Here is a 12,542-nt window from a genome sequence, read left to right on the forward strand (position 1 = left end):
TGGGGGCGGTAGGTTGTCAAAAGCGGCCGGGCGGACCGCACGGGCACGAGGGAAAGGCGGAGGGCCGACATGGAGGAAGCCGAAAACGACGGCGTCGCGGAGCGGCGCGAGCGGCTGATGGAATCGCTGAGGGTCTACGGCGGCCACTACACCGAACTCGGCCGCCGCTTCGCCGCCCGGCTGGGCCTGCACTCCACCGACGCGACCGCGGTCCTGGAGATCGCCGCCGCCGAGGAGCGCGGCACTCCCCTGTCGCCCGCCCGCCTGAGCGAGCGGATCTCCCTCTCCACGGGCGCCACCACCGCGCTGCTGAACCGTCTCGAAGCGGCGGGGCACATCACCCGCGCCCGCGAGCACTCCGACCGCCGCGTCGTCACCCTGCGCAGCGGCGGACACATCCAGGAACGCGCGGACGAGTTCTTCGGCCCGCTCGCCGACCGCCTCGACACCACGATGGCGCAGTACCCGCCCCGGTTCCTGGAGCGGTTCGAGGGATTCATGGCCGACCTGAACGCCACCATGGACACCCACCTCGGGCACCAGGACGCGGAGACACCCGGCGCCCCCTCCCCCGGGCGCCGGACCTCCTGAGTGGTCAGGCTCACAGGCGGGCCGGCCGACATGACGACGGCTACTCAGCCCGTCTCGTTTCCGGCGGTACGTGTGGTGAGGGCCTCGTCCGTGATGTGGCGGACCACCCGGCAAGGTGTTCCGAGTTGGCTCAGGAAGGAGTCATGGCAACCATCCGATGACCCGGCCGCCCGATTTCCCGTCAAAGAGGCGGATCGGTGAGCAATTCCCGCAGCCAACGGGCGCCGTCCACGGACCCCAGGTCGCCCGCACCACGCGCCGCGCCCGGGAAGAGCCGGCCCCAGGAGCGGGCTCGGCCGATCGCTCCGAGCCGCCACGCCAGGCTGACCGCTCGTCGCAGTTCGACGGCGGTGTGGCCGGTCCCCGTCCATGGTTCCAGGTAGGCGTCACGCAGGCGCGGCAGCGCCTCGGGGCCGTATCGCTCGCGGACCACGCGCCCGGGAATCAGGAGGACGCCGAAGGGGTGCGCGAGCGCCGCGTCTCCCCAGTCGAAGAAGAGGAAGCGGCCCGGTTCCGGCACGAACGTCTGGCCGTCGTGCAGGTCGGAATGGTCGAGCGTTTCGGCGATTCCGAAGCCCGCGAGTTCTGCGCACCATTGCGCGAGACGGGGACGGATGTCCCGTAACGCCGCGCGGTCGGCCGGAGCGAGCACGGCGTTGTCCTCGACCATCCGGTCGAAGATCTCCGGAAGGGCCGCCACGCGCCCGTCCGGAACACCGAGTGCTTCCATTCTTCCGACGTACGGAGCCAGTTCCCGCTGTGCTCGCGCGTACTGCCGCAGCATCTCCTCCCACTCCGCCGGGCCCGCGGCTCCACGGTTCAGCTCGTCCCGGAAGAGGGGACCACCGTCCGGCAGGAGCGACCACCCCTGCTCGGCGTCGACGGCGATGGGCTCCAGCACGCGCCCGGGAATCCACCGCGACAGGGCTTGCGCCAGCCCCGCTTCGAAGGCGCTCGCGGGCGGGGAGGCCTTGAAGAACACGGCTCCCTGCCCCTCGACGGGAATCCGCACCAGGACGGACCACGGTCGCAGCCGCACCGATCGCCGACCCGCTTCGCGCAGCCCGCGCGCCGCGAGCTCGCCCTCCACCCACCCCAGGGCGGCCTCCCGCCACGTACGGGTCTCCCAGGGCGTCACCGCGTCCTGGAACTGTCCCCGGTCCACTGCCGCCGACTCGTCGCGCCTCATCGCCCCATCCCACCACCGTGCCTGCCGCCGCCTCCATCCGTTTTCCGCCGGAGCGGGCGGCACAGCGCCCGGGACACCGCACTCCGGCACCGCACTCCGGCACCGCACCCCGGCACCACACGCCCGGCACCGCACCAACCGCTGCGCGATCTCTGGACACCGGCTCGTGGCCGTGCTGTCATACCGCCGACATCACTTTTCCAACGTTGCATAGAAGGTGTCGCACCACCGCACCGGAACGCGACAGCCTCCCTCGCCATGCGCCGGAGCCGTAGCAGCAGAGCGCGGAACGAGGCTGCCGCAGAGCAGAAGTGGAGCTTCCACATGCCCCTGAACCGTCGGCACTTCATGACCAGCGCCCTGGTCACCGCCGCCTCGACCGCCGCCATGGGCCGCTGGGCCACCACCGCGACCGCGGCGGGTCACGTGGCGCCGGTGGCGCGCGGCGGCCATTACGCCCCGAACGCCGCCCCGCTGCACCCGACCGCGTTCCTGAAGCTGCCGCCCGGCCAGGTCAAGGCACGGGGCTGGCTCGCCGGCCAGCTCCAACTCCAGTTGGACGGCCTCTGCGGGCGTTACGAGGAGTTCTCCCACTTCCTCGACTTCGACACGTCCGGCTGGGTGCACACCGATCAGGGCGGCTGGGAGGAAGTCCCGTACTGGCTGCGGGGATACACCGACCTGGCGATCGTCACCGGCGACGCGAAGGCGCTCGCCGCGACCCGGCGCTGGGTCGACGCGATCCTCACCACGCAGCAGCCGGACGGGTTCTTCGGCCCCAAGGCGCTGCGTACCTCGCTCAACGGCGGACCGGACTTCTGGCCCTTCCTCCCGCTGGTCCAGGCACTGCGCTCCTGGCAGGAGTACAGCGGCGACACCCGGGTCATCCCCTTCCTCAGCCGGTTCTTCCGGTACATGAACGCCCAGGGCCCGGGTGCCTTCAACACCAGCTGGATCGCGCTGCGTTGGGGCGACGGCCTGGACAGCGTCTTCTGGCTGTTCAACCGGACCGGCGACACCTTCCTGCTCGACCTCGCCGACAAGATCCACCAGAACGGCGCCGACTGGGGCGACAACCTGGTCAACCCGCACAACGTCAACATCGCGCAGGGCTTCCGCGAACCGGCCCAGTACGCGCTGCGCAGCGGCTCGGCGCAGGACACCAAGGACACGTACGGTACGTACGCCAAGGCGATGGGCCAGTACGGGCAGTTCCCCGGCGGCGGGATCGCCGGCGACGAGAACGCCCGCGCCGGGCACGGCGATCCCCGGCAGGGGTTCGAGACCTGCGGCATCGTGGAGTTCATGGCGAGCCACCAGCTGCTCACCCGGATCACGGGCGACCCGCTGTGGGCGGACCGCTGTGAGGACCTGGCGTTCAACTCGCTGCCCGCCTCGCTCGACCCCTCGGGCAGGGCGATCCACTACATCACCAGCGCCAACAGCGTCGACCTGGACAACGAGCCCAAGCGGGACCGGCAGTTCCAGAACGGCTTCGCGATGCAGGCGTACCTCCCGGGCGTGGACCAGTACCGTTGCTGCCCGCACAACTACGGCATGGGCTGGCCGTACTTCCTAGAGGAGCTCTGGCTCGCCACCCCCGACGGCGGCCTGGCTGCGGCGATGTACGCGGCCAGCGAGGTGACGGCGACGGTCGCGGACGGTACCCGGGTCACGATCACCGAGGAGACCGACTACCCCTTCACGGACACGGTCACCCTGACCCTCAAGTCCCCGAAGCAGCTGAAGTTCCCGCTGGTGCTGCGCGTCCCGGCCTGGTGCACCGCGCCGGATATCCGGGTCAACGGGCAGCGCGTCACCGCCCCCGCCGGTCCGGCCTTCACCCGCGTCGACCGCACCTGGAAGAACGGCGACCAGGTCACGCTGCGCTTCCCGCAGCAGACCACCGTACGCACCTGGGCGGAGAACCACGGTTCGGTGAGCATCGACCGCGGGCCGCTCACGTACTCGCTCCGGATCGGCGAGAGCTACGAGCGTATCGGCGGCACCGACCAGTTCCCGGAGTACGCGGTGCACGCGACCACCCCGTGGAACTACGGGCTGGTGCTGGACGGCGCGCTGCCCCGGGCCACCGCGGCCCCGCGTGCCCGCGCGCGTGAGCGGTCCGCCCGGCCGGCGGCCGGCTCGAACCCCTTCACCCTGGAGGGCACCCCGCTCACGCTGACCGCGCGCGCCCGCCGCATCCCCGAGTGGAGCGCCGACGACGAGCACGTGGTGGCGCCGCTCCAGCAGAGCCCGGCGCGCAGCACCGAGCCCATCGAGCAGGTCACCCTCGTCCCGATGGGGGCGGCGCGGCTGCGGATCACGTCGTTCCCGACGACGGCACCGGACGCGGCGCCCTGGCTGGCGGACCGCTGGTACCGGATCGCCAACAAGAACTCGGGCAAGGTGCTCGGCGTCGACGGGATGTCGACCACGAACAGCGCCCACGTGGTGCAGTTCGGCGACACCGGCACCGACGACCACCTCTGGCGGCTGGTCGCCAACGGCGACGGCTGGTACCGCATCCGCAACCGGCACTCCGGCAAGGTGCTCGGCGTCGACCTGATGTCCACGGCCAACAGCGCGCACGTCGTCCAGTTCGACGACAGCGACACCGACGACCACCTCTGGCAGCTCGTGCCGAACGGCGACGGCTGGTACCGCATCCGCAACCGGCACTCGGACAAGGTGCTCGGCGTGGATCTGATGTCCCTCGCCGACAGCGCCCATGTCGTGCAGTACGACGACAACGGCACCGCAGACCACCTCTGGCAGCTGCTCTGACCAGCAGCACCGCCGGATCTCCCCTGCACCACTGCGCGCACCACTCCGCGCGCCGGTCCCGGCGCGCGGAGCACCCACGTGAAGGAGGTCTCAGGATGAAGTCCGCACCCGCACCGCGCCGCAGAACCTGGTGGCGACGGCTGACCGCAGGCACCGGCCTGCTGGCTCTGGTGGCCGGCGCCCTGGTCGGGGCCGGTACGGCTCCGGCCGCCGCGGCGGCCACCGCCTGGTCGCCGAAGACGGCACCCATGACGACGCCGTGGACCAACCAGGTCCCGGTCGACCAGCCGCTGCCCGAGTACCCGCGCCCGCAGCTCACCCGCCCGGACTGGGCCAACCTCAACGGCATCTGGGATTTCGCGGTCACCGGTAGGGACGCCGGCCGGCCCGCGTCGTTCACCGAGCAGATCCGGGTGCCGTTCGTGGCGGAGTCCGCGCTCTCGGGCATCCAGCGCAAGATCACCGAGAACGACAAGCTCTGGTACAAGCGGACGTTCAGCATTCCGTCGAACTGGAGCGGCCGTCGGGTGCAGCTCAACTTCGGGGCCTCCGACTGGCAGACCACGGTCTGGGTCAACGGCACCCAGGTGGGCGCGCACAAGGGCGGGTACGACGGGTTCTCGTACGACATCACCCCGCAACTGAACGGCGGGACGAACACCGTGGTGGTGTCGGTCTACGACCCGACGCAGACCGGCGGCCAGGCCGTCGGCAAGCAGCGGATCAACGACGTGGCCCCGCACTCGGGCGGCGGGATCTTCTACACCGCCGCTTCGGGCATCTGGCAGACCGTCTGGCTGGAGCCGGTGGCCACCGCCCACGTCACCCGGCTGGACATGACCCCGAACCTGGGTGACAGCACCCTGCGGGTCAAGGTGCAGGCGGCGGGGGCCTCGGGCCGCAGTGCCCGGGTGACCGTCTCGACGGGCGGTACGACGGTGGGCACGGCGACGGGCACGGTGGGCGCGGAGATCTCCGTGCCGGTGCCGAACGCGCACCTGTGGACCCCCGAGGACCCGTTCCTGTACGACGTGAAGACGGAGCTGCTCGACGGGACCGCGGTCACCGACACGGTGGGCGGCTACACCGGGATGCGGTCCGTCGCCATCGCCAAGGTGGGCAATGTCCTGCGCCCGGTCCTCAACGGTAAGTTCGTCTTCCAGACCGGCACGCTGGACCAGGGCTACTGGCCGGACGGCATCTACACCGCGCCGACCGACGCCGCCCTCAGGTCCGACCTCCAGGCGCACAAGGACCTCGGGTTCAACATGGTCCGCAAGCACATCAAGGTCGAGCCGCAGCGCTGGTTCTACTGGGCGGACAGGCTCGGGCTCCTCGTCTGGCAGGACATGCCCGCGATGGACACCGGCAAGTCGCCGGACAGCGCGGCCCGGACCCAGTGGGAGGCGGAGTACCACGCGATCATCGACCAGCACCGCAGTTCGCCGTCGCTGGTGATGTGGGTGAACGAGAACGAGGGCTGGGGCCAGTACGACCAGGCCAGGATCGCCAACGACGTCAAGGCGTACGACCCGTCCCGGCTGGTCGACAACATGAGCGGGGTCAACTGCTGCGGCGCGGTGGACGGCGGCAACGGTGACGTCGTGGACAACCACAACTACGTCGGACCGGGCAACACCGCGGCCTCCTCGACACGGGCCGCCGTGCTCGGCGAGTTCGGCGGGCTGGGCTGGAAGGTCGCGGGCCACGAGTGGTACCCGGGCGGCGGCTTCAGCTACGAGGACCAGGCGAGCCTGTCGGCCCTCAACAACCGGTTCGTGGGCCTGATCGACAGCATCCGGGTCGGTCAGATGCCGGCGGGTCTGTCGGCCTCGGTCTACACGGAGATCACCGACGTGGAGAACGAGGCGAACGGGCTTCTCACCTACGACCGTCAGGTGGTGAAGGTGGACGCGGCGCGGGTGAAGGCCGCCAACCAGGCCCTCGTCGCGGCCTCGAAAGCGGCGACGACCGCGGTGACGCTGCCGACGGGGCAGTACAAGTCGCTGCGGGTCACCACCCCCGGCTACACCACGAAGTACCTGCGCCACTCGGAGGGGCTCGCGTACACGGAGGTCGTCGACGCCAACAGCAGCGCACTGCTGAAGAGCGACGCCACGTGGAAGGTCGTCACCGGTCTGGCGAACGGCAACTGCTACTCCTTCGAGTCCCGCAACTACCCCGGCGAGTACCTCCGGCACGCGAACTTCCGGGTCCGCCGGGACGCGAACGACGGTTCGGCGCTCTTCAAGGCGGACGCCACCTGGTGCGCGGTCGCGGGGTCCGGCGGAGTGCGGCTGACCAGCGCCAACCTGCCCGGCAGCTTCATGCGCCACACCAACTCCGAGGTGTGGCTGGCCACTCCGGGCGGCACCAACGCCTGGGACAACGCGGCCTCCTTCACCGAGGACACCACGTGGTCGGTGGACGCGCCCTGGACGCCGTGACCTGATCGTCCGGGTCCGCCTTTCGGTGGCCGGTCCGTCGGAGCGCTTCCGGCGGGCCGGCCACCGGCATGCCCGGCGTGCCCGTACTCCGGGTGTGAGTAGTTGAGGTACAGAAAGTGCCGCTGAGATTGATCTTGCTCGAGTCTACTTACCGCGCGGGCGCTTCGAGCTGGCGGGGCAGGGTGCCGGCGCGGAGCTCGCGCAGGTCCGGGATGTGGTTGTAGAGCGTGCCCGGGGAGACCCCGAGGAGCTTGGCGATTGAAGTGATCGAGCGGCCGGGGTCGGGCAGCAGGTCGCGGGCGGCGCGGATGATCTCTTCGGTGGCGACGCTGGGGCGTCCGCCGGCCCGGCCGCGGGCGCGGGCGGCGGCCAGGCACTTCTTGGTGCCGATGACGATGAGCTCGCGAATGAACTCGGCGAGCGCAGCGAAGACGTGGAAGACGAGTCGGCCACCGGGGGTGGTGGTGTCCAGGTTCTCGTGCAGCGAGGTGAAGCCGATTCCGCGCACGCGTAGCTCGGCGACCATGTTGATGAGGCCCTGGAGGCTGCGGCGGCCCGGTGGGCGAACAGTCGGGTGGCATTGATCAGCCCAGCGACGCAGTTGCCGCGCGCAGGTCCTCCAGGGCTGCCAGTGCATGAGGCGCGATCCCTTCTGTGTCATCGCGATCGCTTTCGGACCACTGGGCGTAGCCCCGCTTGAACGCGAGGACTCCCAGCTCGCCCGCGAGGTGCGCAGTCGACTCGGGGACACCTCGTGCGATGAGCGCGGCTGTCATGGCGGCCGCGAGACCGACGCTCTTGAGGGCGTCACGCTCCTGAAGTTCGGTGCTGGCTGCCACAGCCGCTTTGAGGCGGGGGCCGAGTTCGCGGTTGGTCGGCCCCATGGCGCTCGATGCGCGCTCGAGACCGGCTGCCACCGCCTGGAGCGGGCTGGCGCTCGCAGGCGCCTCGGTGATGCCGTCGGCGAGCAGCCTGCTGAGCGTCTCCTGGCCGGCGACCAGTAGCTCTCGCTTGTCGGAAAAGTGCCGGAAGAAGGTGCTCTTGGTGACGCCGGCGCGCTCGGCGATCTGCGTCACTGTGGTTGCGTCGTACCCCTGCTCGGTGAACAGGTCGACGGCCGCAACGACGAGTCGCTGGGCCGCCCCTGGTTGCCATCTAGTCATGAGACCAGAATAGGTGATGGGACACCTGTCCCGTCACCGTGTAAGGTCAGTGATGGGACAACGGTCCCATCACTTTCAGGGAGAGCTCATGCGCGTCTTCATCACCGGCGGTACCGGCACCATCGGCTCCGCCGTCGTCGCCGAACTGCTCAGCAACGGCCACACCGTTCTCGCACTGGCTCGCTCGGACGGCTCCGCGCAGACCCTTGAGAGCGCCGGTGCCAAGGTGCTGCGAGGAGATCTGGCGGACGTCGACGTCCTGCGGTCCGGCGCTGCGCAGTCCGACGGCGTGATCAGTCTGGCGTTCGGACGCGACTACAGCAGTCCGGATGCACTCGCGCAGGCCATCACCGAGGAGAGCGCTGCTCTCGCCGCGCTTGGGCAGGAACTCATCGGAAGCGACCGCCCGATCGTCGCGGTCTCCGGTACGCCCTGGGTGCCGGATCGCGCCTCCACCGAGGCCGATCCGCTGCCGTCCGACGGACCGGTTGGCGGTCGGGGCCGTTCGGTCAATACGCTGCTGGATCTGGCCGCGAGTGGTGTGCGCAGCACGGCTGTCCGCATGCCGCGCACGGTCCACAACGAGGGCAAGGGCGGATTCGCCGGCCTGTTGACCGATCAAGCGCGCCGCACCGGAGTGGCCGGCTACCCGGGCGACGGCACCCAGCGCTGGCCTGCCGTGCACGCGCTCGACGCAGCGGTCCTGTTCCGTCTGGCCCTCGAATCGGCACCGGCCGGGACAGCCTGGCACGCCGTGGCCGACGAGGGCGACGCGGTGCGGGACATCGCTACGGTCGTCGGCCGACGGCTGGGCCTGCCGGTCGAGGCGGTGTCGGAGGAGACCTTCGGCCCGTTCGGCCCGATCTTCGCCATGGACCAGCCTGCATCCAGCACCCACACCCGCAACGCCCTCGGGTGGCAGCCGACGCACCCCAGCCTCCTCAAGGACCTGGAGAACATTCAGCCCTGACGGGTTTCGACAGAACACAGACTGAGCAACACCGGCCGTCAGTCCCCGTCGTCTGCGTCGGCGTCGGGGTCGGGGTCGGGGTCGGGGTCACGAAAGGGGCGCAGTCCCTGACCGGGTCCGCTGGCCTTGATGTTGAACAGGTAGCGGCCCAGGAAGTTGATGTGCCGGTCCTTGAGCGGGGAGAGGCGGGCGACGTCCTCGTCCTAGAGTCGTAGCCCTCGGCGCGGAGCTGGGCGACGGCGGCGTCGAGGTAGCGGGTGTTCCACAGGACGACGGCGTTGAGGACCAGGCCGAGGGCGGCGAGCTGGTCCTCCTGGCCCTCGCGGTATGCCTGGCGGATCTGGCCCCGGCCGCCGTGGCAGATCGCGCGGGCCAGACGGTGGCGGGACTCCTGCACGGTCAGCTGCCGGTTCATCAGTCGGCGGTAGGTGTCGTCGACCGGGTCGACCAGCGCGAGCAGGTGCATGGTCTTGTCGATCCGCCCGTACTCGGCGAACGCGGCGCCGAGCGGGGTCGGGTGGCCCTCGCGGCCGCATCCGCAGCAGGGCATGGGCACGGACCTGGTTCGTGATGAGCGACCCGGCGACCCGGAGCATGTCCGGCCAGTGCGTGGCGATCCGTTTGAGGTTCACCGTGTTGCAGGCGATGGCCTCCAGCGGCCCGTACCCGGCGGCCGGTGCCTCACCGTCGGGCAGGTCGGCCCGCCATAACCTCCGGTCCGAGAGATCGCGGAAGCGCGGGGCGAAGCGGAAGCCGAACATCTTGTACAGGCCGAAGGCCATGTCGGAGTACGAGGCGTTGTCGGTCGCGACCATCTCCGGCTTCACCCCGCCGTCGAGGTTCAGCAGCGTGTAGGGGCTGTCGCGCGGGGTGCCGCGTACGACCATCGCGCCAATCCCCGCGACCTGGTCATTGACTGCATTGAGCCAGGTCAGGCCCCTCTTGTACCCGTAATACTTGGGTGAGGGGCCGGTGTGGATGCTCTTGACGGGGACGACGAAGCGCAGCCCGTCGACGGACGCGAGCAGGCCGCCGCCCCACATCCGGGCCAGCTCGATGCGGGACTGGGCGGTGATGAGCGCGGCATTCGCCGCGGCGATGGTGTCGGCACGTACGTAGTTCTGGTCAACAGGGGACAGGCGCGAGCGGGTGAGCGCCTTGTTCTCCGGGTCGGTGACCGGTGTCAAGCCGATGTTGCAGCTCTGCGAGACCAGCAGTGCGACCAGGGAGACGAGCAGCCCCTCCATGCGGGTACGCCGCTCGGAGGCGTGGCCGAAGGCGTCGAGGAATCCGGTCCAGGAGTGGACTTCGAACAGCAGGTCCGGCAGGTCGATCCTGGGGAGCATCGCCTCCGTGGTGTTCTTCAGCCAGGTCGGCGACTCCGGCTCGCCCACCGCGCCGAGCTTGTCCACCGACAGCTTGGCGCGGCCGCCGCCCTCGGGAACGACGATCTCCACCTTCGCGTCGTCCCCGGCTTCCTCCAATCGGTCGGCCATCTGCCGCCATGCCGCGTCCCAGCCCGCGTACGAGCCGGGCAAGGTGTTCGTCGGCATCCTCGGTCAGGGACAGGCCCGCCAGGACGTTCCCGCGCATCGCCTCCCACCGCGGGCCGTCCAGCAGCCTCGCGCGAGGGTCGGACCAGCGGTTCGACGGGGCGGCGAACACGTCGCGCCGGTTCAGCGCGCGGTGCAGCTGCTCCAGCACGCACACCACGTACGCGTCCCGGTCGACGGCGCCCTGGAGCAGTTTGGCGTTGGAGAACACCGCCCGCTTCCGCACCGCGGGCACCAGCTCGGCGTCAACCTCGCGGGCCAGCAGCGGCCGGTCCTTGACCCTGCGGTGCGCGAGCGCGGCAGGTGGCGTACCGCCTTCACCAGGCGCCGCCCGGCCGGGGCCGCGCCCAGCGCGTCCGACTCACCCAGCAGCGACAGGAAGGGGCGCACGGTGTTGTAGCGCAGGGCGAGTTTCTCGCGCATCGCCGCTTCGGCCGACCCGTCGTCATCCGGCACCAGTGCCTCCGCGGTCGCCACCGCCGAGGAGACCGCCGTCCGCGGCACCGCCTCCTCCACGGCCGCCCACAGCGCGGCTACGTCCAGGTCCGCGTCGTGCTCGGCGACCAGGTCCAGCTCCTCGGTGTGAATCTTCGACACCTTCGCCAGAATCCGGGCCGCCTTCTCCAGCTGCGGCAGCATCGCGAGGCGTTCGCGGTCCGAGACGCGCCGCGCGGGGCTGATCAGCCGGTTCGCCATCAGCAGCGCGAACAGGTCGAGCGCGTCGTCGACCGCCTGCGCCTCCAGCTGACGCACCACCGCGGTCAGCAGTGCGGTACGCCGCGGCTCCGGGGACCGCTCGATCGTCTGCGCCTTGCTCAGCTGCCCGTACCGGGCCGGCGCGGACAGCCTGTTCACCGGCACCCGCGACAGGTTCACCCGGCCCAGCGCGAACGCGGAGATCTCCTCCACCCGCTCCATGGCCGCACCATCGCGGTGCCCGTCGTCTTCACCGGCGGCGTGCGCAGCCGCTCCAGCTCCGGGCGCGTGGGCACTGCGGTGAATGCCCCGTACGCCTCGGCCTGCTCATCAGTCAGAAACTCCACCGGCACGGCCTGGACCGTAGCCACCTGGGAAGACCCGCCCAGCGGGTATCGCCGAAGCCCAGCAGCACTACGGGCCGGTGTGCTGGCCGAGCAAGATCAATCTCACCGGCACTTTCTGTACCTCAACTACTCACACCCGCACTCAGGCCGGGCGGGGTCGCGCGCCGTCGAGCACCAGGGCGACCAGCCGCTCCGCCAGCTCCTCGTCGAGCGGCGCGTCGCTCACCAGGACCCGGGCGAAGAGAGGGCCGCTGACCGCCTCCATGAACAGGCGGGCATCGGTGTCCCCGGCGAGTTCGCCGCGCTCGACGCCACGCCGGACCATGACGGCCCCGCGTTCCAGCCGGTCCTTCCAGTACGGGCCACGGCGGTCCTCCAGGGTGTCGTCCCGCTCGACGCTCAGCCGCAGCAGCGCCTGGCCGTGGGCGGTGCGCAGCAGCCGGACGAGGGAGACGAAGAACGTCGTGAGGTCCTCCGTCACGTCTCCCGTGTCGGGAACGGGGACGGCGGCGTCGAGTTCGGCGACGAGCGCCTCGGCGATCAGGTTCTCGCGGGTCTTCCACCGCCGGTAGATCGACGTCTCGTGCACTCCGGCGGACCGGGCGACGGCGGAAACGGTCGCGCCCGCCAGTCCGTCGGCCGCCAGGATCTCCATGACGGCGGCCAGAACGGCTCTGCGCATGTTCTCGCCGCGTCGGCGCAGCGGCGGGGCGGCGGGGCGGGGCGTGGTCATGTGGCCTGCCTGAAGGTCATGCGGCCAGCCTAAAGCAACCCCACTTGCGCAGGGCTCCCGAACCGT

The 12,542-nt window shown here is 70.6% G+C and carries 8 protein-coding genes and 1 pseudogene; 4 read left to right on the top strand and 5 right to left on the bottom strand.

Annotation, left to right across the window (positions count from 1 at the left end; all coding sequences use genetic code 11):
- Nucleotides 1-69 precede the first annotated feature (69 nt).
- Nucleotides 70-591, top strand: coding sequence for a MarR family transcriptional regulator (locus tag ACFZAX_RS13400; RefSeq protein WP_390961383.1), 522 nt, complete (start codon nt 70-72; stop codon nt 589-591).
- Nucleotides 592-772: 181 nt separating this feature from the next.
- On the opposite strand, the gene ACFZAX_RS13405 is transcribed toward ACFZAX_RS13400, so the two are convergent.
- Nucleotides 773-1,780, bottom strand: coding sequence for an aminoglycoside phosphotransferase family protein (locus tag ACFZAX_RS13405; protein WP_390961385.1), 1,008 nt, complete (start codon nt 1,778-1,780; stop codon nt 773-775).
- Nucleotides 1,781-2,104: 324 nt separating this feature from the next.
- Between ACFZAX_RS13405 and ACFZAX_RS13410 the strand changes: the two genes are divergently transcribed.
- Together ACFZAX_RS13410 and ACFZAX_RS13415 are read left to right on the top strand one after the other, a co-directional pair.
- A complete protein-coding gene (locus ACFZAX_RS13410; protein ID WP_390961387.1) occupies nt 2,105-4,567 on the top strand; it encodes an RICIN domain-containing protein in 2,463 nt (820 codons plus the stop codon).
- Nucleotides 4,568-4,662: 95 nt separating this feature from the next.
- Entirely contained in the window at nt 4,663-7,014 is a 2,352-nt protein-coding gene (locus tag ACFZAX_RS13415; protein ID WP_390961389.1) for an AbfB domain-containing protein, read from the top strand.
- A gap of 148 nt (nt 7,015-7,162) precedes the next feature.
- Here ACFZAX_RS13415 and ACFZAX_RS13420 read toward each other — a convergent pair whose 3' ends face one another.
- Together ACFZAX_RS13420 and ACFZAX_RS13425 are read right to left on the bottom strand one after the other, a co-directional pair.
- On the bottom strand, nt 7,163-7,675 hold the full coding sequence (locus ACFZAX_RS13420; protein WP_390961391.1) for a recombinase family protein: 513 nt from the start codon (nt 7,673-7,675) through the stop codon (nt 7,163-7,165).
- On the bottom strand, nt 7,599-8,177 hold the full coding sequence (locus ACFZAX_RS13425) for a TetR family transcriptional regulator (protein ID WP_390961393.1): 579 nt from the start codon (nt 8,175-8,177) through the stop codon (nt 7,599-7,601). The genes ACFZAX_RS13420 and ACFZAX_RS13425 overlap by 77 nt, the downstream gene beginning before the upstream one ends.
- An 88-nt stretch (nt 8,178-8,265) precedes the next feature.
- Between ACFZAX_RS13425 and ACFZAX_RS13430 the strand changes: the two genes are divergently transcribed.
- The gene (locus ACFZAX_RS13430) at nt 8,266-9,147 is read left to right on the top strand and encodes an NAD-dependent epimerase/dehydratase family protein (RefSeq protein ID WP_390961395.1); all 882 of its coding nucleotides are present in this window, start codon (nt 8,266-8,268) and stop codon (nt 9,145-9,147) included.
- Nucleotides 9,148-9,185: 38 nt separating this feature from the next.
- Here the strand turns inward: ACFZAX_RS13430 and ACFZAX_RS13435 are convergent.
- Both ACFZAX_RS13435 and ACFZAX_RS13440 read right to left on the bottom strand, forming a co-directional pair.
- Nucleotides 9,186-11,677: pseudogene (locus tag ACFZAX_RS13435) on the bottom strand (Tn3 family transposase); the annotation flags it as partial.
- Between the two features lie 208 nt (nt 11,678-11,885).
- On the bottom strand, nt 11,886-12,476 hold the full coding sequence (locus ACFZAX_RS13440) for a TetR/AcrR family transcriptional regulator C-terminal ligand-binding domain-containing protein (RefSeq protein WP_390961397.1): 591 nt from the start codon (nt 12,474-12,476) through the stop codon (nt 11,886-11,888).
- Nucleotides 12,477-12,542: the final 66 nt, after the last annotated feature.

This window comes from Streptomyces sp. NPDC008125, from assembly GCF_042957125.1.
Lineage (GTDB): Bacteria > Actinomycetota > Actinomycetes > Streptomycetales > Streptomycetaceae > Streptomyces.